Here is a 24,918-nt window from a genome sequence, read left to right as displayed (position 1 = left end):
GCCCACTGCGGTGGGCCCTGCCGCCCATCACCCGTGGGCGAGCGACGCCGCCCTCTGGGGTGTGCGACCCAACCGAGAGCTGCCATGAACCGTCCGCTGTACCCCGCCAACGCCAAAAACCGCCAGCTTGCCTCGGTTGCCCGTCGCCCCGCACCGGCCCCGTCGCCCCGGCTGGCGCCGCTGCCGCTGGCCGCTGCCCTGGCACTGGGTGCCAGCACGCCCTGGGTGCTGGCGCAGACGGTGGTGCAGCCGCTCAGTGGGCCGGCGGCCACCCAGACGGTGGTGACCACTTTGCCCGCAGGCCAGACGGTGGTGACCACCGGTACGCTGCGCGATGGCAATGCCTTCAACCACTTCTCCACGCTGAAGGTGGGGCAGGGCGACACGGTCTCGCTGGTGGTGCCGACCGATGCGAACTGGCTGGTGAACGTGGTGCGCGACGAGCGCCTGCAGGTGGACGGCCTGCTGCGCGGCCAGCTGGCCAGCGGCGCGGGTGGCGGCAATCTGCTGTTCATCGACAGCCATGGCTTCGGGGTGGGGCCGCAGGGCCGCATTCAGGCGGGGCGCCTGGTGCTGGCGGCGCCGTCGACCAGCGTGGTCGAGGGCCTGCTGGCCGATGGGGCGGGACTCACGTCCACGCGCGTGCAGGGCCTGCTGGCAGGCGATTTCGAGCGCTCGGCCACGGGCTCGGTGAGCATTGACGGCGTGCTGCAGGCCGACGAGGGCGTGCAGGTGATGGCCGGCGCCGGTGGCGGCGCGGGCCCGGCGGTGCAGATCAATGGCCAGGTGATCACCGGGCCACGGCGCACGGCCGCGGCCGTGAACCTGGGTGGCCTGCACTCGCTCACGCCCTGGCAGGAGCGCGACGGGGTGATCGACATCACCACGCCGGGCGATGTGCGCCTGAACGGGCGCCTGATTGCCGATGGCGACCACTGGGCCGGCCCTGGGGTGGTGCGTGTGGTGGCCGGTGGCGACCTGCACCTGGGTGCGCAGGCCGTGTTGTCGGCCTCGGGCGCCGAGGGCAGCGGGCAGGCCGGCGGCGTGGTGTCTACCTACGCCCAGCGCAACGCCGACAACGCGGCCGGCGCGGTGATGCGCGCGCGCGGCGACGGCGCCGGGGCGGGTGGTTTCATCGAGTTCTCGGGTGGCCAGACGGTGAACATCGGCGGCATGACGCTGGACGCCAGCAGCGACAGCGGCGCTGCGGGTCGGGCCTACATTGACCCGACCGACCTGGTGGTGAGCGCCACCAACCTCACTGGCGGCACCAATGTGCATTACGACGCCACCAACTCGGTCACCATCGCCAGCGGCGTGACGGTGAACACCCGCAAGGTGGCCAGCGGGGCGGACGCCACCAACAGCGCGGTGGCCTCCACCGGCGACAGTGGCGACATCCTGATCACGGCGCCCAACATCACGGTGCAGTCGGGCGCGGTGCTCGACGCCAGCGTGGTCAACAGCGGTGGCACCACTTACACCGCTGGCGACGTGACCCTCACGGCCACCAAGGCCACCGAGAGCACCACGCTGGTCTCGCTGGCCAATGCGGATGCGTCGATCGACGTGGCCGGCACCATCAAGGGCGGCAACATCACGCTGGAAGCCTCGATCGCGTCGAGCGCCACCTTTGGCGGGTCGGCGGGCACCATCCAGCAGGAGTTCCTGAACCTGGCGCTGGAGGGGCTGGACGCCCCCATCGGCCTGAGCCTGGCCTATGTGGAGGCCAAGGGCGATGCGAAGGTCAAGGTGCGGGGCACCGGCCTGCTCAACGCCAGCGGCAACTTGAGCCTGACGGCCATGGGCGAGCGCTCGGCCTCGGCCGAGCTGCAGGCCGAGGGCTCCACCAAGGCCAACCTGAGCGCGGGCTTTGCCAGCGTGACCGGCTCCACCCGGGTGGACATTGAATCGGGCGCGCAGCTCACGGCCGGCGACACCCTGTCGCTGGTGGCCGCGTCCAAGACGGCGGTTGGCATGAACGCCGCGGCCTCGGGCACCACCGAGACCGACACCGCCACCAACACCACGACCAACAACGTGGCGTCCATCGTGTTTGCCGGCGCCCGCTCCGACATCACCACGGCGGTGACCGTGGCCAGTGGCGCCACCCTCACCAGCACCGGCGCCACGGGTGGTGTTGACGTGCAGGCCTTTCACGCCAGCCAGTACGAGACCGCTGCCGAGGTGAAGATCTACGGCCAGGCCACTGCTGGGGTGGTGGGCGCCTTGTCGCTGCACAAGTCCACCACCGAGGCGGTGGTGGGCGGCACGGTGAACTCGCAGGGCTATGTGCGGGTGATGGCGATGAACGCCTCCAGCAAGAACGTGATCTCGGCCAGCGCGGCCTACGCGACGGAAGAGGAGGAGGAGAACGCCCTGGCGCCGCCGGAGTCGCTGGAGTTCGCCAAGGACGAAGCGGGCGAGGCCGCCAAGAGCGCCTTGTTCTCGGGCTTCTTTGCCATGGCCGCGGCGGCGTCGGAAAAGGCTGACGAGTCGGCCACCGCCACCGACCCGGCGGCCACCCCGGCACCCAGCCCGGCACCCGCCCCGGCGGCCACGCCCGCGCCGGCGCCCGAGCCCGCGGCGGCACCCGCCTCGGCCGCCGAACCCGCGCCGGCTCCTTCGCCGTCGCCATCGCCCGCCCCGTCGCCCACGCCGGCCCCTCCCGCACCGCCCCCGCCCGCCCCGGCGCCCGCGCTGGCGCTGGCCGGGGCGCTGACCTGGTCGCAGTCTGACCACACCACCCGCGCCGTCTTGAGCCCCGGCGCCGTGGTGAACGCGGTGGGCGATGTGGTGGTGGACGCGCAGGCCCTGGTGGGCATGTTGCAGAGCGTGGCCGAGACCGAAGCGGCCGGTTCGGTGGAGAAAGACGGCCAGCGCTATGGCCTGGCCATGTCGGTCAACTACGCCAGCCACACCAACACCACCCGCGCCCTGGTAGGCGCGGGCGCGCAGATCAACGCGGCCCACGTGGCCGTGAACGCGGCCACTCACCTGCCGCAGTTCTACACGGCGATGTTGCCGATCGACCCCCTGGCGCCCGAGCCGCCGCCGCTGGAGTGGGAGACCTTCACCGGGGCCTTCGAGACCTACATGGGCGGCACCGACGTGCTGTTCGAGGGCTTCAACACCCGCGTGGGCGCCACCTCCAGCGCCCAGGACCTGGCCGCCTCGGGTGCGGTGAGCCTGTTCTTCGTGAAGAACGACACCCGCGCCTGGGTGGACACCGACGCCAAGATCACCACCAGCGCCACCGATGGCGCGGCCTGGACCTATGGCGTGCGGGAGGTGAACTTCGAGTCCGATGTGGTGCAGACGATCACCGTCTTGCCGCCCGCCATCAAGTACACGCTCGACAAAGACCTGAGCGTGCTGGGCGACTTCGTGGCGGAAACGCGCGAGGCGCCCGATGGTTCGCCGCTGGAGCAGATCGACTTCGAGCGCAGCTTCAACGCCGCCGTGGTGGTGCGCGCCCAGAACCACATGCAGACGCTGCACTACGCCGGCGGCAACGGGCCGGAGTCGGCCGGCGCTGGCAAGGCGGTGGGTGGCACCTTCTCGATGGTGAGCCACGACAACACCACCATGGCCGGCATTGCCGACCGGGCCGAGATCAACACCCAGCGCCTGGACGTGAAGGCCGAGACGCAAGACTGGGTGTGGTCGCTCTCGCCCACTTCGGGCCAGGGCGCGGGCCTGGCCGCCAACGGCATTGCCTCGTACAACACCTTGCGTGAGACCACGCGCGCCTCCATCAGCCGCGAGGCGCTGGTGACCGCGCCCGCGGTGAACGTGGACGCGCGCCTGGCGGTGGGCGTGGTGGCCGTCACCGGCGCGGTGACGCAAAGCGAGAGCTCTGGCGTGGGCATTGGCCTGGCCATCAACGAGGTGAGCGGCGACACCCGCGCTTACGTGGGCGACAACGACACCGACGGTGGCGGTGCCCAGACCGCAGAAGGCGCGCAGGGCTATGTGCGCACCGGGGCCTTGGGCGTGAAGTCACGCACCGAGGGCATGTTGCTGGCCGTGGGCGTGGCCGGCGCACTGGCGGGCAAGGAACCGCCGCCGGCCGAGCCCGACCCGGGCGACACCCCGGCAGCGCCGGCCCCCGCACCGGCTCCGTCGCCAGCGCCAGCGCCAGCGCCGGCCCCCGCGACGGACACCACCACCGAGACCCCGAGCACCGGCGACAAGCTGGCCGAGAAGGTGGCCGCCAAGTCGGAAGACGAGCAAAAGCAGCTCGACGGCGATGCCGCCACCACCAAGCCGGTGGACGAGGCCGCCGCACCGGCCAAGGGCGAGGGCACCGACCAGGCCGCTGCCGATCAGCCCGCGGCCGACAAGCCGCCGAGCATGGCCATTTCCGGGGCAGGGGCCATCGTCACCAACTTCAGCGACCTGGACACCACCGCCCTGGTGGACGGCGCCATGGTCACCGGCATCGGCACGGGCACCAGCACTGTGGCCGTGCGCGCCCTCTCCGACCTCACGCAGGTGAGCGTGGCCGGCGGTGGGGCACTGTCCGTGGCCAAGAACACCTCCACCACTTTCTCGGCGGCCATTGGCGGCGCGATCGCCATCCAGAAGTCGGACGACGACACCCGCGCGCGCATCGTCAACAGCACCCTGAAAGACCTGGCCGACCAGTCGGGCAGCCTGGTGGTGCAGGCGATCAAGTCGGGTGAGCGCACGTCGGTCGCCACGGGCATTTCGGCCAGCCTCTCCAAGGGCAGCACCAGCAACTGGTCGGTGGCGGGCTCGGCCTCGGTCACCACCAGCACCGACGACACCCGCGCCTTGCTGGAGAACACCGACGTCACCGGCGACGTGGCCACCCCCACGGCCATGGGCGTGCAGGTGGTGGCTTACGACCGCAGCGTGATGGGTGCCGGCGGCGGCGCGCTGTCGGTCTCCAACGGCAAGGGCGCGGCCGGCGTGGGCGCGGCCATTTCGGTGGTCAACGCCAAGGGCACCACCCAGGCCCTGGTGTACGACGGCTCCGTCCAGCAGGCGCATGACCTGGCCGTGCTGGCCCTGTCGGCGCAAAAGGTGGTGGGCGTGGCGGCGGTGGGCGGCGTGCAGACCGATGCCTCGTCCAAGGGCCAGCTCATGGGCTCTTTTGTCTACAACCACATCGGCAACACGCTCACGGCCGGTGTGCGGGGTGGCACCACGGTGAACCTCACGGGCGATCTGGCGCTGCAGGCCGGCGGTGCCCCCACCCAGGCCACGCTCGATGCCCTGGCAGCGGGCGCGACGCGCGCCTCGGCGGTCACCGACTACGAGATGGCCTCCACCAGCAACGGCTACACCAGCGAGTTCAAGAACGCGGTGGGTGGCGAGAGCATCGTGGGCGTGGCCGGCACGCTGAGCGTGACGCTGGGCAACAGCGCCACCAGTGCCGGCCTGTCTTATGTGCACAACGACATTCAGACCACCTACGACGCCGAGTTGAACGCCGACATCACGGCCACCGGCCAGGTGAGCGCGACGGCGCTCAGCCGCGCCGACATCGTGGGTGTGTCGGCCGGCGTGGGCGCCACCAAGGGCAAGTTCTCGGGCATGGGCTCGGCCTCGGTGAACCTGATCGGCCAGCGCACGCAGGCCCAGGTGACCGGCGGCAAGGTGAAGGCCGCCGGTCTGGCCCTGCAGTCCGACACGAAGGGCAACAGCTTCGCCCTGGCGGGCAACCTGAGCTTCGCCGTGGGCGGCGGCAATGGCAAAGCTGGCGGGGCGGCCGTGGCCGTCACCCAGACGGGCACGCGCACCTACGAATCGAACGGCAGCACCCTGGGCACCCGCGCGGCCGGCAACACGGCCAGCATCGAGTCCGCCACCGTCGACGTGGGCACTGGCACGGTGCAGCTGCAGGCCAACAACACCAGCAACACCCAGTCGGTGGCCGCCGCGGGCGTGGCGGCCGACGGCAACGTCGGCTTTGCCGGCACCGTCACGGCCAACGAGCTGGGCGACAACACCTCGGCCATCATCGACAACTCGCTGGTCACCGCCGGCACGGTGACGGTGCGCGCCGGCGAGGCCGCCGCGGGCCGCACCGCCAGCATCCAGTCGCTGGCGGGTGGCCTGTCGGCCTCCAAGGGCTATTCGGGTGCCCTGGCCTTTGGCGTGAACACCATCAACACGGTGCGCTCGGCCCAGATCACCGGCAGCAACCTGGTCGTGTCCAACGCGGTCACGGTGCAGGCCAATGCCGAGGGCTCGATCAAGACCATCTCGGCCACGCTGGCCGGTGGCCAGACCTATGCCGGCGCTGGCTCGTTCAGCGTGAACACGCTCAACGCCGACATCTATGCGCTGTACGACAGCACCAGCGACACGGGCGGCCAGAACAGCCTGCGCGGCACGGCCAGCAGCGTGAAGGTGCTGGCCAGCGGCACGGGCAAGATCGAATCCTTTGCCGGCGCCGTCTCGGGCGCGGGCACGGGCGCCATCGGCGGCGCGCTGGCCGTCAACCGCATGGGCGAGGGCAATGCGCGCCACCGCGTGCGCGCGTCTTTGCAAGACATTCAGCTGCTGGCCCCGGCCAGCGTGGAGGTGGACGCCTCGCTCACCAGCGCCATCGGCTCGGTGGCGGTGTCGGGCAGCGGCGCGGGCACGGTGGCCGCCAACGGCAGCGTCACCACCAACACCATCGAGGCGGAGGTGCAGGCGCAAATGCTGCAGGCCCACCAGACGGCCAACAGCGGCACCGTGACGGTGCGCGCCACCAACGACGCCGACATTTCTTCTCTGGCCGGCAGCGTCAGCGGTGCCGGCGAGACGGCCGTGGGCGTGGCGATTGCCACCAACTCGATTGGCGGGGAAGTGTCGTCCACCGTGACCGACAGCACCCTGGCCGGCTCGGGCGCGGTGGTGGTGGACGCCATCTCCTCGGGCACCAGCAAGGCGGCCGCAGCGGGCATGGCCGGCGGCGGCACGGCGGGCGTTTCGGCCTCGAACACCACCAACGCCGTCACCTCCACCGTGCTGGCGCAGATGACCCGGGTGACGCAGACGGCGGCCTCGGCCTCGGTGCGGGTGCAGGCGCTGGACAGCTCCACCATCCAGTCCTTCGCGGGCTCGGTTGGCGTGGGCTCGTCGGCCGGCGGTGGCGCGGCCTTTGCGCTGAACTTCCTGGGCCGCACCGCGCTGGACGAAGACAGCAGCAAGGTGGTGAAGGCCGAGGTGATCAACAGCTCGCTGCGCTCCAGCGGGGCGGTGCAGGTCAAGGGCCTGTCCACCTCGGTGATCGAGTCCATCGCCCTGGGCGTGGGCGGCAGCGGCACCACGGCGGGCTCGGGTTCGAGCACCACCAACTTGCTGGAAGACGAGATCACGGCCAGCTGGTCGGGCGGCTCGCTCAATGGCAGCGCCACCTCGCTGCTGGTGAAGGCCGATGACCTGGCCTCGGTCAGCTCGCTGGCGGGCAATGTGTCGGCCGGTGGCACGGCGGCTTTTGGCGCGGCGATTGCGGTCAACCAGGTGGGCAGCGTGGTGAAGGCCAACCTCTCGGGCATGACGCTGGCCAGCACGGGCACCGCCGTGACGGTGGACGCCGACCTGCGCGGCGAGATCGAGTCGGTGGCCGCCTCGGGCGGCGCCGGCGGCACGGGGGCCGCCACGGGCAGCTTCACCACCAACGAACTCACCGCCAGCGTCAAGGCCCAGGCCCTGAACGTCACCCAGAGCACCAACGGTGGGGCTTTCGCGGTGAGCGCCGACAACGACGCCGACATCCTCTCGGTGGCCGGCACCGTCAGCGGTGGCGGCACCGCAGCGGCCGGCGTGGCCGTGTCGGTGAACGAAATGGGCGGCGACGTGACGGCCAAGGTGGCCGACAGCACCTTGCGCGCCACGGGCGCGGTGACGGTGGACGCCACGTCTTCGGGTCTGGTGAAGTCGGTGGCCGCCGGTGTGGCCGGCGGTGGCACGGCGGCCCTGGCCGGCTCGAACACGACCAACGCCATCACCTCCACCGTGCTGGCGCAGATGAGCGCTGTCACGCAGTCGGCGGCCTCGTCGTCGCTGCGGGTGCAGGCGCTGGACAGCTCCACCATCCAGTCGTTCGCCGGCACGGTGACGGGTGGCGGCACGGCTTCCGGTGGCGCGGCCTTTGCGCTGAACTTCCTGGGCCGCACGGGCGACAACGCCGACAGCAGCAAGGTGGTGAAGGCCGAAGTGCTCAACAGCTCGCTCAACACCAGCGGCGCGGTGCAGGTCAAGGCGCTGTCGACCTCGACCATCGAGTCGATGGCGCTGGCCGTGGGCGGCGGCGGTTCGGCGGCCGTGACCGGCTCGAACACCACCAACCTGCTGGAAGACGAGATCGCGGCGACCTGGACGGGGGGCTCATTGAATGGGAGCGCCACGTCGCTGACGGTGCAGGCAGACGACGCGGCCACCGTGCGCACCCTGGCCGGCAATGTGTCGGGCGCTGGGGCGGCGGCCTTTGGCGCAGCCATTGCGGTGAACCAGGTGGGCAGCCTGGCGCACGCCACGCTGTCGGGCATCACGCTGGGCAGCACCGGCACGGCGGTGTCGGTGGACGCCGACCTGCGCGGCGAGATCCGGTCGGTGGCCGCCTCGGGGGCGGCCGCGGGGGGCGCGTCGGTGAACGGCAGCTTCACCACCAACGAGGTCAACGCCAGCGTGAAGGCGCAGGCGCTGAACCTCACGCAGAGCGCCAACGGCGCGGCCTTTGGCGTCACCGCCGACAACGACGCCGACATCTTCTCGCTGGCCGGCACCATCAGCGGCTCGGGGACGGCCGCGGCCGGCGTGGCGGTGGCGGTGAACGAGATTGGCGGGGACGTGACGGCCAAGCTGGCCGACAGCACGCTGCGCGCCACCGGCGCAGTGGCGGTGCAGGCCACCTCGTCAGGGGCCATCCAGTCGGTGGCCGCTGGCCTGGCGGGCGGTGGTTCGGCGGCCCTGGCGGGCTCCAACACCACCAACGCCATCACCTCCACCGTGCTGGCGCAGGTGGACGGCGTGGAGTTGGCGGTGAACGCGGCCTCGGTGCTGGTGCAGGCGCGTGACCTGTCTACCATCCAATCGTTCGCGGGCACGGTCACGGGGGGCGGCACCGCCAGCGGTGGCGCGGCCCTGGCGCTGAACTTCCTGGGTCGCACCGCTGACGACGCTGACAGCAGCAAGGTGGTGCGGGCCGAGGTACTGGACAGCCTGTTGCGCAGCAGCGGCGGTGCCCAGGTGAGCGCTTATTCCACCTCGACCATCGAGTCGGTGGGTGTGGCGGCGGGCGCCAGTGGTACGGCGGCCATCAACGGCTCCAATGCCACCAACGTGCTGGAAGACGAGATCAGCGCCTTGTGGGACGCCACCAGCCTGCTGGGGGGCGGCACCGTGACGGTGAGCGCCCGCCAAGCGGCCGAGATCGATTCCATGGCTGGCAACGTGTCGGGTGCCTTGGGCGCCGCGGTGGGCGCAGCCCTGGCGGTGAACCGCATCGGCTCTCGCACCACGGCCGATATGGTCGGCATCACGCTGGCCAATTTCTTCCTGGGCCAGGGTTACGGCACGCTCACCGCCGATGACGTGCTGCTCACGGCCGAGAGCGACAACCAGATCAACACCGTGGCCGTGGGCATGAGCGCATCGGCCGTGGCTGGCGTGCAGGGCTCGGTGGCAGTGAGCGTGATCGAGTCGCAGACCCACGCCACGATGGGCGGCGACAACTACGTCACCAATGTGATCGCCAACGACTCGGTGGCCGTGACGGCCAACAGCCGCGACCGCATTCGCTCACTGGCCGGTGCGGTGAGCCTGGGCGCGCTGGGGGTGGGCGCGGCCGGCGGCGTGGTGACCAACATCGTCACCAGCTCCACCACCGCGGGCATCATGGGCGCGGACAGCCACGTCAATGCCTTGGGCAAGGGCAGTGGCCTCACGGTGCGCGACGCCACGCTGGACAGCGCGCCCAACCTCATGAGCATCACCGAGTTGTCCGACTCGGTGCTGGGCGACGCCCAGTTTGACACGCGCACCGTCAAGGGCCTGGCGGTGCAGGCCACCGCCATCCAGCAGATCGGCGCGCTGACGGCAGTGGCCGGCGGTGGTGCCGCAGGGGCGGCTGGCGCGTCCATCAACGTGGACAAGATTGGCGGCACCACGCGCGCCTACATCGACAGCGCGCGCTTTGTGAACGACTGGACGACCAGCGCCGGGGCCGAGCAGGCGACCGACGTGATGGCCGCCAACCACGCCATGATCGCCAGCTCCGCCACGGCGCTGGCCATTGGCGGCACGGGGGTGTCGGGTGCCATGGGCACCGAGATCGTGGAGCGCAGCACCAAGGCCGAGGTGGTCGACGGCGCCCGGGTGTACGCGCAGGACGCGGCCTCGGTGAAGGCCGTTTCCACCAACGCGGTGGCGCAGATTGCCGCTGGCGCAGCCGGTGGCGAGCTGTACGGCGTGGCCGGCAGTGGCGACGTGGTGCTGCTCAAGGGCCTGACGCTGGCGCAGGTGGACAACTCGGCCGTTCGGGCCAACAGCGTGTCGGTGGTGGCCGATGGCACCAACGCCTCCAACCTGGTGGCCGGCTCGGCCAGCCGGGGCGGGGCGCTGCTGGGCTCAGGCGTTGGCCTGAGCTTCACGGTGAACGTCTCGGGCTCCACCGTGCGGGCGCTGGTCAACAACTCGACCGTGCGCGCCGATGGCGCGGTGGTGGTGGACGCGGACAACCGCACCACCTCGCTCTCGGCCAGTTCCTCGGCCGCCGTGGGCGGCTCCACCGGGGTGGCCGTGGGCGCTTCGGTGAGCGTGATGGAAGGCGCCACCGAGGCCGCTGTCACCGGCACCAGCACCATTGGCCGGCGCACGCTGGCCACCGGCGTGGTGGCCTCGGCGGGCGACGCACCCTTCACCCTCAACCTGGCCTCGCCCTACGACCTGGTGGACAGCACCGACCAGTCGGCGGTGCGCCTGGTGCTGAGCGACCTCAACGGGCAAGTCAGTTCGACCACCGCCGTGGTCACCCTGACCGATGGCGAAAACACCGTGACCGCGGTGCGCCAGTCCGATGGCAGCTACCTGGCCAACGCCTCCACGCTGAACGACGGTGTGCTGATGGCCCAGGTGGTCATCGCAGAGGGCGGCGTGAACAAGGTGGCCACCACCACGCTGAGCAAGTCCACCGGCATCAATGCCTCGGACACGGCCCCGGTGGCGGCCAGCCTGCCGGCGGCGCAGACGCGCATTGGCACGCTCTCCAGCTTCTCCAAGGTGGACGCGCGCAACCAGGACGCGGTGGTGTTCGTGCTCAAGGCAGACACCGGCCCCACGGCCAACAACGCCGCCAGCGTGATCGTCTCCGACGGCACGCGCCAGGTGACGGCGGTGCTGAACTCAGACGGCTCGTACACCGCCGACGTGAGCTCGCTGGGCGACGGCCTGCTCACGGCGGTGGTGTCGGTGCCGGGCACCACGGCGGCCCAGACCGCCCGCGTGACCTTCCAGAAGGAATCGGGCGCGGGGTCGCTGTCGGTCACGGCCGATGAAACCGTGACCCTGAACCACAACGCCGGCCAGGTGGGCGTGGGTGGGCTTAATGGCGTGGGCACCTCGGCCAACGTGGTCGTGGGCAAGAGCACGGTGGACGCGAAGGTGAGCGCCACCAGCGTGCGCGTGTCTGGCGCCTTGACAGTGGCGGCCGAGCGCTCGGCCGACATCGACATGATCACCGCCACCGCCGGCGGTGGCGGCAACGTGGGCGTGAGCGGGGCGGTGGGCGTGCTGCTGTTCGGCAGCGCCCCCGACAGCAACGCCAGCACCGAACTCAATGGCAATGGCGGCACCCTGAGCCAGGTGAGCGGGGCCACCAAGGCCGACCGCGCCCAGGGCACCGGCAGCGGCTTGAGCGCGGCCGAGACAAGTTCGCTCAACAGCGGCGGGCGCTACGACACCCAGGCCGCCTTCACCGGCGCCACGGGTGGGCACCGCACCTCGGCCACCGTTTCGTCACCCGCCATCGTGGCGGGCTCGCTGGCGGTGCGCAGCCTGGACCGCACGGCGGTGGACAACAACGCCGGTGCCGTGGGCGTGGGCGGCGCGGCAGGTGTGAGCGCGGGCGTGGCGGTGACGCTGCTGGGCGGCGCGAACAACGCGGCCGTGTCTTCCAGCGACCTGATCGTGGCCGATGGCGTGTCCATCGAATCGGGCATGCGCACGCCCACCAGCGGCAAGCCGGCCATCGAGAGCCGGGCCATTGCCGGCTCGGGCGGCTTTGTGGGCGTGGGGGCTGCCGTGTCGGTGGCGACCAACGCCACGGCCAGCAGCGCCTCGCTGTCTGGCGGCCTGCAGGCTGGGGGCGCGGTGAATGTGCGCGCCCTGGACCAGACCACCTTGCTCAGCGAGGCCTACGGCGCCTCGGTGGGTGCGCTGGCGGTGGGCGCGGTGGTGGCCACCGCCGAGCAGACCGGCAGCGTGACCACCTCGCTGGGCGGCACGCTCGGCGGCCAAGGCTTCAGCGCCACGGCCGAGCGCGACGCCAGCACCGTGGCCAAGGCCCGTGGCGGTGTGGCCGGGGTGGTGGCGGGATCGGGCGCGGCGGCCACGGCCACCGACGCCGGCACCGTGACCCTGAACCTGGCCAGCGGCACTGCGGTGGACGCGGGCAGCGGCAGCCTGAATTTGCTGGCCAAGTCCAACCCGTCTGCCCAGACCGAAGCCTTTGGGGTGTCGGTGGCGGCCGGTGCGGCCGTGGGCGTGTCGGTGGCGCTGTCCGAGGTGCAGACCGAGGTGAAGGTGCTGGCCGCCGGGCCGGTGAGCCTGAGCGGCGATGACTTGCTGGTCAGCGCGGTGCTGGGCAGCGGCAACGGCTCGGTCACGGCCGATGCCACCGCAGGCGGCGGCGGCCTGTTGCTGGGCCTGCAGGGCGCGGGGGCCAGCGCCACCAATGAGGGTCTTGCCATGGTGAGCCTGGGCAGCGTGACCCTGGCGGCCACCGGGGACGTGGGCATTTCGGCCAACGACGCCATGACCGCCAGCGCCGCTTCCACCGGCGTGGGCGTGGGCTTCGTGGGCGCCGGTGTGGCCGTGGCCACCACCCAGAGCACGTCCACCGTGACCAACCAGATCACCGCACTGGGCGGCCGCGTGGCGGGCAACCTGACGGTGAGTGCCCGTGGCGACGAGGTGGTGGACGCCGACGCCGTGGCCGGCACAGGTGGCGTGGTGGCCGGCGCGGGCGCCGAGGCCACGGTGACCCACCAGCAGGACGTGAGCGCGGTGGCCGGCACGGCCGCTGCGGGCCTGAGCGTGGCGGGCGCCACCACCATCAGCGCCGACCGCAAGGTGCGCTACGACAGCCAGACCGAAACCGCCAACGCTTCGGCCTTTGGCGGCTCGGGTGCGGTGACCAGCGCCAGCCTCACCGGCTCGACCCTGGCCAAGCTCAGCAACAACGCCAAGCTCACCGGCGCGCAGTTGCGCCTGCTGGCCACCAACGACGTGGAGCGCCGCGACCTGACGGCCGAGAGCGCGCGCGGCGGTGGCGGTGGCGTGATTTCGGGTGCGGGCGCCGACGCCAACACCGTGATCAACGGCACGGCCACGGCTGCGCTGGGCGACGACGTGACCCTGGTGCTGGGCGGCAGCACCACCGGCCTGCTGGAGCTGCGGGCCTACAACCAGTTGCGCGGCTCTTCGGTGGGCCGCCTGGACGTGGGCGGCGCGATCCCGATTGCCCTGGTGGACACCGAGATCCGCTCCACCGCCAACGCCAACGCCACCGTGGGCGCGCGCAACGACATTGAGGTGGCGGGCGAGGTGCACGTGAACGCGATGTCTTACGTGGACATCGAGGCCAACACCATCACCAAGACCTATGGCGCGGCGGCCGGTGCCCAGGGCGATGCCCTGGCCCACGCCACGGTGAACAACAACGTGACCGTGGGCGCGGATTCCGTGCTGGTGGCCGAGGGCGCGGTGTCGCTGCTGGCTGGCCAGGACCGCGACTACTGGCGCAACAAGAGCTTCGTGACCGCGCGAGCCGACCTGTTCAACCACGCGGCGGTGCCGGTGTCGATCAACCCCGACGCGGACGCGCAGCTCACGCTGAACAACAACGTGACCGTGCTGGGCGACGCGGTGCGCTCGGGCAGCACCATCCAGCTGGGTGGCATCGAAGGCACCTACGTGGTGGAGGGCAAGGGCAAGGTCTCCGACTGGACGCGCGACGTGGGCCAGCTGATGGGCATCAGCAGCGAATACGGCAGCACCAGCAAGACGCTCAACGCCAACACCTACCTCAGCGGTGAGTTCGAGGCGGGCTACGGCAACAAGCAGGTCATCGTGATCAAGCCCAACGGCCAGCTCGACACCACTCAGGCGCTGGGCAACATCCGCTACACCATTGGCTCTGAAGACCTGGCCGCCACCGGCGTGGCCTACCTGGACACGCTGTACGCCCAGCTCAAGAACTACGGCGACAACAACCCTGACGTCGACAACGAGGTGGAAACCTTCGTGAAGGCCGAGATTGCCTTCTACCTGGAAACCCTGGTGCGCGAGGGCTTTGCCACCCGCGAGGTGAACCCCGACACGGGCCAGACCCAGGTGGTGGCGCTGGAAAGCGTACCCGGCACCTTCCTGACGGTGCAGAACGTGCGCGCGGGCAGCGGCAACGTGGAGCTGTTCGGCAACAACGTGACCGGCAACGCCAACATCGTGGCGCGCGCCGACTCGGAGATCCGCATCGAGAACCAGAGCCCGATGAACATTCGGGTGAAGGACCTGATCGTCGACAGCTCGGGCGGCTTTGCCAAGTACAACGGCGTCTACCTGACCCAGAGCAATGGCTCTGACATCGCCACCTACAACCGCGACAGCAAGACCGGTGTGGCCTTCACGGTGGACAGCATCGACACCCGTGGGGGGGCCGCGACCGAGCAGCTGCCCAAGCTGCAGGTGATCAACAGCTACGTGCCCACCACGCAATCGACCGACGCGGTGCTGGTCACCGCGTCCAATGGCAGCCAGATCGACCTGCGCCAGGACCAGCTGCGCGCGCCGGAGATCCGCGTCAATGGCCTGCTGTACAACAAGCTCGGGCCCATCACCCTGTCCAACACCGCGGGCAGCATTTCGGTGACGCAGGAAGACCCGCTGTACGTGCCCCGCCTCGATGGCCTGGAGGTGCAGGTCAACGCGGGCAAGAACTTCGTGCTGTCGTCGCCCAGCGTGAGCCAGTCTATTGGGGGCTCGCCCGAGAACCTGTACGCGGTGGCCTACACCAACGACCAGCAGACCAAGCTCGACACGATGGGGGTGGTGCGCTGCGGTACCGCGCGTGCCGGCGTGGTCGGTTCCTTGAGCTACGACTCGAACTGCGTGAAGAACGGCTCGGGTGGCATTTACGCCACTGGCGGCATTTTCCTGGGCGCGCGCTACCTCAACGTGAACGGCACCATCCAGTCGGGCCAGGCCGATTACAAGGTCACGCTGACCAACGCGAAGGTGAACACCATCATCAGCGACTGGGAAAAGCAGTGGACGGCCAACCGCGGCACCTACCAGGCGCAGGGCCGTTCGTCGCTGGTGCAGGTGGCGGGCCGTCGGCCCACCGACAACGAGACCGAGATCCAGAAGCAGTTCGCCAACGGCACCATCACCCAGACCAGGCGCGACGAGCTGCTCGCGGAGATGGCCAACCGCCGCCTGGAGCCCATCGTCTATTACGACGCCGAGACCGACCGCCTGAAGGTGGCGGCCACCAACGTCACCGGCGGCCTGGTGGAGGTGGTGGGTTCCATCATCAACACCGGCGGCGGCGTGATTCGCGCGCTGGACGGCTACGCCCGCTTCGACATCGACAACCAGACCGGCTACGCCATGGACCTGCTGGGCCTGGACACCGGCGGTGATGCCGGCGTGGTGCGCATCACCGACCTGGGCCGCCCGGTGTACAACGGCGGCAACATCGTGGGCTATGAGGTCACCAGTTACCAGCGCGACGCCAACGGCGCGTTCAAGGCCACCACCACCGCCGGGCGCGGCGGCTCGGTGATCCGCACCAGCAATTCCACGCTGACCACACCCAACGCGTCGCGCCCCGAGCTTCGCGCCACCTTCAGCTACTCGCCGGTGACCAACAGCACCTACGTGTGGTCGGCTGGCTACGAGTACGGGCAGGAGAAGCGCTACTGGTACCAGAAGTCGTCGGCCCTGTGGGGCGCCATCAACCTGGGCACCATCACCTGGAACAGCGTCGACGTCATCAACAAGACGTCTTCTGCCATGCCCGAGGGCATCTACGTGACGACCGCCAACGCGCCGGCGCAGAAGTTCTCGATGGACATGCAGACCTACGCCACCAGCGGCGAGAAGGAGATCTATTACCGCAAGTGGAAGAAGTGCGGCTTCCTGTGTTTCAAGAAGACCTACTACGTGGACTACCGCACCGAGGTGGGCCAGCGCGATGTGTTCACCCAGCGCGTGCGCGCCGACAACCCCATCGCCATTGAACTGGTGGGCTACAACTCGGGCCTGATCGACATCACCAGCCTGGGCGACATCGGCATCTCGGGCGCCATCAAGAACGACAGCGGCCTGGTGAGCATTGACTCGGCCAACGGTGCGATCACGCAGTTCAGCGGCGGCACGTCCATCACGGGCGACGACCTGCGCTTCTACGCCGCCAAGGGCATTGGCGCCGAGGGCGCACCGGTGAACGTGATCACCGGCACCGGCTCGTTCACCGCGCAATCCGACAGCGGCAACGTGGCCTTCCAGAGCCTGGGCGGCGCCATGCGCATCAACCAGGTGTCCACCACCGGCAAGGTGTGGCTGCTGGGCGACCAGGACATCGTGGGCGTCAACCCCAACGCGGTGCACGTCTCGGGCAGCCGCATTGAACTGTCGGCCCCGCGCGGTGGCATCGGCGCCTTCAACGCCGACGGCAGCGTGAAATCGACGCTGAACATCCAGACCGAAGACTCGGCCGGTGGCGGCATCACCGCCCACGCCTCGGGTGGCATTGCGCTGAAGCAAGGCACGGGCAACCTGTGGGTGAACCAGGTGGCCTCCAGCGGTGGCGATGTGTACATCCAGACCGCCGGCGACCTGATCGACAACAACCGCAACGAGTCGCGCGACGTCCGCACCGAGCAAGAGCTGCTGGCCCTGTGGAACGCGGCCGCCTTGCAGGGCACGGGCGCGCAGAACAGCGTGGACCTGACCCTGCGCAACACGCGTTCGCAGTACCGCCAGTACTGGAGCCTGCGCAACGCCAGCGCCACGGCCATCAACCCCAGCACGGGGGCGGTCACGTCCTACACCGCCGACCCGGTGGACCCGTCTTACAAGTTCGAGTTCTCCAGCACCGAGCGCACCAACCTGAGCGCCAGCGGCCTGTCTGCCACGCAGATCAAGGCCATGGAAGACGCTCGCACCGCCGAGTTCCTCAACCTGCACGCGCTCTACGGCACCACCACCTACCAGGTGCGAGACGACCTGATCATCCAGGCGGTGAACGCCGCCAACGTGGCCGCTGGCAAGCCCACGGTGGACGCGCTGTCCACCTGGACCGACGCCGAGCTGCGCAGCCCGCTGCCCAAGGCCATCTTCTCCAAGTCGACCACCGACACGCAGACCCGCATCGAGGAGCCCAACGTGGTGGGCAACCGCGTGGTGCTGCGCCCGGGCGGCAAGATCGGTCGCGACGAAGGCGCGGTGACCATCGACCTGCTCAAGGCCGGTGGCCTGACGGTGGACGACCAGCTCACCATCATGTCGGCCGAGAGCGACGACATGGTGCTGGACCGCGACACCTGGAAGCTCACGGTGGTGAAGAAAGACACGTTCAACGTGTTGTCCAACCGCCTGAACGTGTCGTCCAACGGCTTCATCTACCTGGGTGCCGACACCACCGACGCCTACCCCACGGGTGGCAACGCCAACCTCGAGCAGGTCACGGGCGCAGGTGAGGTGCGCATCAAGGTAAGCGGCTCCATCCTGAACGCGTCCAACAGCACCGCCTCGGTCATTCAGGGCCACAAGGCCATTCTGGAGGCCGCTTCGGGCTCCATCGGCACCGCCGCCAAGCCCGTCACCATGACCCTCACCGGCGGTGGCACGCCCTCGGCCGCCACCCTGGTGGCCCGTGCCAACGACGGCATCTGGATTCGCCAGACCGGTGACATTCGCGCCGCCGACCTGTACTCGCCTGGCATGGTCTCGCTCACCGCCACCGGCTCCATCATCGATGCGCGCGGCAACGACCGCACCCGCTCGATCGAAGCCGGCGAAGCCGAGCTCGTGGCCCTGGGCGGCAGCGTGGGCACCGCCGCCAACCCGATGGTGCTCAAGATGAGCTCCACCGGTGGGGTGAACGCCACCACGCCGTCGGGCTATTCGATGTTCCTGCAAGGCGCCGAGACCGGGCTCACGGTGAAGAACCTCAGCTCGGGCCAGAACATCGACCTGTACTCGCCCACTGGCACGCTGCGCGCGCGCGGCACCGCCACGGCGATCGGCCGCATCGACGCCGAAGCCGCCGGCACCGGCGACATCGTGATGGAGACCGGCTCGAAGTTCACTGCCCTGGCCGGCGACGTGGCACTCAGCGCCAACGACATTGGCCTGGCCGCCGTGGACGCCTCGCGCACCGTGGTGGTGGTGGCCAGCGGCAACATCACCGACAGCAGCGACGCCGCCGCTGTCAACGCGGCGGGCCGCGGCGTCACCCTGCTGGCCACCGGTTCCATCGGCAGCAGCGAGAAGCCGGTCGACGTGTTCAACAAAGAGATCACCAAGACCGTGGCCGTGGGCGGTGGCGATGTGTGGCTGGACGCCTCGCTGGCCTCGCTGCGCATTGGCCAGGTGAGCGCCGGTGGCGACGCTGGCGTGAGCTCGAGCTACTCGCTCATCGACGACAAGGGCACCCTGGCCCAGGCCGTGGAAGGCCAGAACGTGGAGCTGCGCGCTGGTCAGGACATCGGCCAGGGCATCACGCCCATCTCGGTGAAAACCACCGCCGCCGACGGCCAGGTGCGCGTGGTGGAGGCCGGCGGCTCGGCCTACGTGCGCCCCGTCGACGGCGTGTTGCGCGTGGGCTCGGCCACGGCCACGCGCGGCCAGCTGGTCTTCAATGGCACGCTGGGCGGGCTGGAACTGCTGGGCCCGGTGAGTGCCGCCACCGGCGTGTCGCTGTCCGCTGGCACCCAGGCGCTGAACCTGGGCAAAGACGCCGACGTGAGCAACGGCACGGGCAGCGTGGTGCTGCAGGGCAGCACCATCACCATGGCCGAAGGCGCCACCGTGAACGGCGGTGCAGGCACCGTGGTGCTCACCGCCACCGGCAACATCGCGCTCACCGGCATCAGCTCGGCCAATGCGGGCTCGGGTGCCATCGTGGTCTCCACCACCGGCGGCGCCATCACCGACGGCGGCGACGCCGACACCGACCTCACCGTGCGCAGCGCCACCGGCGGCGTGGTGCTGTCGGCCCAGGGCGGCATTGGCGATGTGAACGCCGCGTCCAACGCGCGCACCCGCTCGATCGAGACCAATGTGCCCGTGATCGTGGCCACCAGCCGAACCGCCGGTGTGTCGCTGGCGCAGGGCGCCACCGACGCGCGCGACGTGGTGGTGTCCGCCGTCACGGCGGCCGAGGTGAGCGCCCAGGGCAACCTGGTGGGCACCCGGGTGGCCTCCAGCACCGGCGATGTGTCGGTCTCCAGCAGCCAGGGCGGCGTGACCATGGCCAACCTCAGCGCGGCGCGCGACCTCACCGTGCAGGCCGCCGGCCGCCTGGCCATCACCTCCGCCACCGCGACGCGCAACGCCACCTTGGGCAGCACCGGCACCGCCAGCGGCACGCTGGGCGCCTCCGTGTCCTCGGTGAGCGCAGGCGGGGCGGTGAGCATCGACGTGCAGGGCGCCACCGCCGACACCACCGTGACCAGCGCCACCGCCCGTGGCGGTGCGCTCACCGTGAGCAGCGGTCGCAACCTCACCCTCACCAGCGGCACCGCCACCGCGGCTGCCTCGGCCAATGCCGGCGGCGCGCTCACCGTGGGCTCGCTCACCAGCAGCGCCGGCAGCACCAGCGCCACGGCCGGCGGCACCCTGGGCTTCACCAGCCTGAGCGCGGCCACCGGGCTCACTGCGTCGGCAACCGGCACGGTGACGGGCAACACCGCCACCACCCGGGCGGGCATCGCTTCGGTGGAGAGCGAACAAGGCAATGTGCAGCTCAGTAGCGTCAGCGCACCGGGCGGCGTGACCCTGACGGCCGCTCAGGCCCTGACCGTTGGTGCCGCCGCGGCCAGCGCAGGTGCGCTCTCGGCCGTCGCCGGCACCAACGCCTCACTCACCAGCGGCACGGCCTCGGGCGCCGCGACGGTGACCGCCACCGGTGGCCGGGCCAGCGTGGGCACCCTGGTCAGCAGCGCGGGCACCGCCTCGGTGGTGGCGGGGCAGGGCATCGCCCTCACCAGCCTCACCAGCCAGGGCAACGCCACGTTGCGCACCACCGGTGGCACGCTGACGGCGGGTTCGGTGCTCTCGCGCGCTGGCACGGCCAGCGTGACCAACACCGCTGGCGCGGTGCAGCTCACCACCGTCAATGGCCTGACGGGCATCACCGCCAACGCACAGGGCGACCTGTCGCTGGGCACGGCCACCAGCACCAGCGGGGCGGTGGAGGCCACGGCCACTGGCGGTGGCCTGCGCTACACCACCGTCACGGCGCGCGGCGTCACGCTCAGCAGCACCGGGCTGCTGGCGGCCACCACGCCGTCCACCGGCGTGCAGGGTGGGGCGATCACCAGCTCGGCGGCCGACCCGGTGGATGCGATCCGGGTGAGCGCCGCGCAGGGCCAGGTCTCGCTGGGGGCGCTGACCGCCACCTCGGGCCGGGTCTTGCTGGACACCACGGCGGGCGCCTTGACCACGGGCAGCGTGACCGCGCAAGCCATGGCCCTGACCAGCGCCACCAGCCTGAGCACCGGCGCGCTGAGCGCCACGCTGGGCGACGTGCAGCTCACGGCCAACCACGGCAACATCGCCTACACCAGCGCCACCGCAGGTGGCCGGGTGTTGATGACGGCGCTGCGACCCGATGGCAGCACGGCCAGCACCGCCATCACGGGCGGCGCGATCACCGCGCGCGGCGTGACTGGCCTGGCCGGCGCGCCCTTCACGGTGGACCTGGCCACCGAGTTCGGCCCCATCACCACCGGCGCCATCGCGGCCACCACGGGCAACGCGCGGGTCAGTACCACCAGCGGTGCCTTCACCGGCAGCACGGTGGCCACGCGCACCGGCTTCGAGGCCACCACAGGCCAGGGCCTGACCCTGACCTCGTTCAGCGTGACGGCCGGCGGCGCCACCCTGAACGCAGGCACAGGCCTCACGCTCACCAGCGGCACGGCCTCGGGTGCCATTGGCCTGAGCACCGGTGGCCGGGCCAGCGTGGGCACCCTGGTCAGCAGCGCGGGCACCGCCTCGGTGGTGGCGGGGCAGGGCATCGCCCTCACCAGCCTCACCAGCCAGGGCAACGCCACGTTGCGCACCACCGGTGGCACGCTGACGGCGGGTTCGGTGCTCTCGCGCGCTGGCACGGCCAGCGTGACCAACACCGCTGGCGCGGTGCAGCTCACCACCGTCAATGGCCTGACGGGCATCACCGCCAACGCACAGGGCGACCTGTCGCTGGGCACGGCCACCAGCACCAGCGGGGCGGTGGAGGCCACGGCCACTGGCGGTGGCCTGCGCTACACCACCGTCACGGCGCGCGGCGTCACGCTCAGCAGCACCGGGCTGCTGGCGGCCACCACGCCGTCCACCGGCGTGCAGGGTGGGGCGATCACCAGCTCGGCGGCCGACCCGGTGGATGCGATCCGGGTGAGCGCCGCGCAGGGCCAGGTCTCGCTGGGGGCGCTGACCGCCACCTCGGGCCGGGTCTTGCTGGACACCACGGCGGGCGCCTTGACCACGGGCAGCGTGACCGCGCAAGCCATGGCCCTGACCAGCGCCACCAGCCTGAGCACCGGCGCGCTGAGCGCCACGCTGGGCGACGTGCAGCTCACGGCCAACCACGGCAACATCGCCTACACCAGCGCCACCGCAGGTGGCCGGGTGTTGATGACGGCGCTGCGACCCGATGGCAGCACGGCCAGCACCGCCATCACGGGCGGCGCGATCACCGCGCGCGGCGTGACTGGCCTGGCCGGCGCGCCCTTCACGGTGGACCTGGCCACTGCGGCAGGCCCCATTGCCACCGGCGCGATCACCGCCACCACGGGCAATGCGCGGGTGGTGGCGGCAGGCGGTGCCTTCACCGGCAGCACGGTGACCACGCGCACCGGCTTCGAGGCCACCACAGGCCTGGGCCTGACCCTGACTTCGTTCACCGTGACGGCCGGCGGCGCCACCCTGAACGCAGGCACGGGCCTCACGCTCACCACCGGCACCACCACGGGCAACCAGGTACTGACCGCTGGCGGCAATGGCAGCCTGGGCAACCTCACCGTGTCGGCCGGCAACCTCACGGCCAGCAGCACGGGGGGCGCTCTGTCGTTCGGCGCGCTGCGGGCCTCGGGGACCATTGGCCTGAGCGCCAAGTCGGCCTTTACCACGGGCGCCAACACCGGCTACGCCCTGATCGGCACCAGCCTGGACGGCAACCGCGTGAACGCGACGGCAGCCACGGGCAATGTGCAGGTGGGCACCCTCACCGCGCGCGACGCCGCCAGTGGCGTGGCGGCCACCACCGGTGGGCTGCGCATCACCACCATCAACCTGCTGCCCCGTACCTCGGGCAGCCAGCTCGTTGCTGGCCTGAGCGGTTCGCGCTTTGTGCCCACGGGATATTGAATGACCTTACCCATGACCACCTCACTTTCAGCTGGTGCACCGCACCCAAAGGCCAGGCTCGTAGGCCTGGGGCGGCTGGCCCGGCCGGCGGCGGCCCTGGCCGCCCTTTGCCTGGCCCTGGGCGCCGTGGGCTGCGCTGCGCCTTTGCAGGCGCCACCCACGCGTCCGCCCGAACAGGCCTTGGGTGCCTGGGTGGAGCTGGTGTCTGAGCACCACACCGAAATTCGCCCTGGGGTGGTGCTGGAGTTGCCCAAGGCGCCCTACCGGGTGCGCTTTGCCGACCAGAAGGGCACCTACTACGCGCCCAGCCAGCGGCTGGTGTTTCGCACCCAGCACGGGTTGACGCAAGAAAACGAGGGTGGGCTGTATGTGCGCCACGACCGCCCAGGCTGGGCGCAGGTGTGGCTGGCACCGGTGGCCGGGCTGCCGGCCATGCCCTTTGATGAGCACGTCTGGGCGGTACGCCAGCGCAGGCCATGAGCCGCCGGGCCGCGTGTCGCGGCTGGCGGGGGAAGAGGGCGGCGCGGTGCAATGCCGCGCACCCAGAGGCCTGACCTGCGCGGCGGGTCAGGCCCTGTGGGCCATCAGCTGATGTGCGTGAGCTCGCCGTCGATGCTGGCGCCTGCGCCAACGGTGAGGAAGCGGTAGCCGATCTTGCCATTGATGACGGCCGAGCTGGCCACCACCAATTCATCGCAAACGGCCGAGCCGGTGAAGCTGCCCTTGATGCTCAGGCTGGTGCAGCTCACCTCGCCCTGGACCTCGCCCGTGCCGCTGATGTGAATGCTCTGTGCCGCCAGGGTGCCGTTCACGCGGCCCTCGACGTGCAGCACGCCCTGGGGCGAGCGCAGTTCGCCCACCACCGAGAAGCCCTCGCTGATGATGGCTGGCTTGTCTGACGATTGCAGCGGGGCGATGGAGGGCGCGCGGCGCGATTCCGCCGTGGGCTTGCCTTCGGGCTGTGGAGCGGGTGATGCCGGGGCCTCGTTGCCGGTGCCCGGCAGGGGAAGGCCCGGGGCTTCAATGGCGCCCGACAGGGCGCCGTCACTGGTTTTTCGCTTGTTGAACATATTGCGCCGTGTTGATGACCTTCAGCGGATCGACCGGGTAGCCACCGACCGAGACTTCGAAATGCAGGTGTTTGCCGGTGGAGGTGCCGGTGTTGCCCACCAGGCCCAGCACCGTGTCCAGGTCCACCTCCTGGCCCTCGCGCACCTTGATCGAGGCGAGGTGGGCGTACAGCGTTTCCACGCCGCGCCCATGGCTGACGATGACCGTGTTGCCGTAATCGTTGTAGGGGCGCGCCAGCACCACCCGGCCGGCCTTGGCCGGGAACACGTTGTCGCTGAGGTCAGAAATCAGGTCGATGCCCGCGTGCAGCCGGGGCACGCCATGCACCGGGTGCTTGCGGATGCCGAACGACGAGGTGAGCTGGTGGTTGCGCAGCGGCAACTGGCTGGGCAGGGCGGACAGCACATCGCGCAACTCACGGTTGGCGGCGCTGTGCTCGGCAAATTCCTTGCGCAGCAGCGGGTCGATTTGCTGGTCGCGGCTGGGCGCGAAGCCGCCCATTGGCGTGCTGCTGTGAATGACCTTGATCGCTTTCTCCGTCAGGCCAGACGACTCCAGCCGCGAACGCAGCGAATCGTTCTGGGCCTGGATATCGGTGGTGGCGGAGTCCACGTAGCGGCGAATCTCCATGTCGCGCTCGCGGATCGTCTGGGCCAGGGTGAGCATCTCGGCCTGCACCGCATCACGGTCCATGCCCTCGGCACCGTCGGTGGAGCCCACCAAGGCCATGAAAATTTCCTGGTGCGAACGCTCCAGTTGGGACTTCTGCAAGTGAAGGTACACGGCCAGCGCACTCAGCGCCGTCACGATGGCCACGGCCGCCAGGCTGGCCACCATGAGGCTGCGCACCACCGCCCGCTGGAACTGGCGTTTGATCGAGAAATAGTGCAACTCGCCCTGTTGCTCCACGATGATCCGCACATCGTGGAACTCGCGATGCCAGAGCGCATAGAGCGACCTGCCCGCCTGTGCGGGCCACGCGCTCCAAGGTCCCACCGCCGCCGTTAA

At 70.5% G+C, this 24,918-nt stretch carries 4 protein-coding genes; 2 read left to right on the top strand and 2 right to left on the bottom strand.

What is annotated here, in order from left to right; all coding sequences use genetic code 11:
- The first annotated feature begins 84 nt into the window (after nucleotides 1–84).
- Entirely contained in the window at nucleotides 85–22,839 is a 22,755-nt protein-coding gene (locus ACE3RQ_RS08475) for a leukotoxin LktA family filamentous adhesin (protein ID WP_374521530.1), read from the top strand.
- A 12-nt stretch (nucleotides 22,840–22,851) separates the two neighbouring features.
- Entirely contained in the window at nucleotides 22,852–23,319 is a 468-nt protein-coding gene (locus ACE3RQ_RS08470; protein ID WP_374521529.1) for a hypothetical protein, read from the top strand.
- Between the two features lie 104 nt (nucleotides 23,320–23,423).
- Here the strand turns inward: ACE3RQ_RS08470 and ACE3RQ_RS08465 are convergent, their stop codons facing one another.
- The gene (locus ACE3RQ_RS08465) at nucleotides 23,424–23,909 is read right to left on the bottom strand and encodes a polymer-forming cytoskeletal protein (RefSeq protein ID WP_374521528.1); all 486 of its coding nucleotides are present in this window, start codon (nucleotides 23,907–23,909) and stop codon (nucleotides 23,424–23,426) included.
- Entirely contained in the window at nucleotides 23,884–24,831 is a 948-nt protein-coding gene (locus tag ACE3RQ_RS08460) for a M23 family metallopeptidase (protein WP_374521527.1), read from the bottom strand. Before ACE3RQ_RS08460 ends, ACE3RQ_RS08465 begins: the two co-directional genes overlap by 26 nt.
- Nucleotides 24,832–24,918 lie beyond the last annotated feature (87 nt).

It is taken from the genome of Hydrogenophaga sp., from assembly GCF_041913525.1.
Lineage (GTDB): Bacteria > Pseudomonadota > Gammaproteobacteria > Burkholderiales > Burkholderiaceae_C > Hydrogenophaga.
Note: the sequence above shows the minus strand (reverse complement) of the source record. Positions and strands in the feature narration are given on the sequence as shown.

Bases quoted from the DNA above. Each gene is read 5' to 3' on its own strand.
- ACE3RQ_RS08475 (WP_374521530.1), top strand. From the start codon at position 85: ATGAACCGTCCGCTGTACCCCGCCAACGCCAAAAACCGCCAGCTTGCC.
- ACE3RQ_RS08470 (WP_374521529.1), top strand. From the start codon at position 22,852: ATGACCACCTCACTTTCAGCTGGTGCACCGCACCCAAAGGCCAGGCTC.
- ACE3RQ_RS08465 (WP_374521528.1), bottom strand. From the start codon at position 23,909: ATGTTCAACAAGCGAAAAACCAGTGACGGCGCCCTGTCGGGCGCCATT.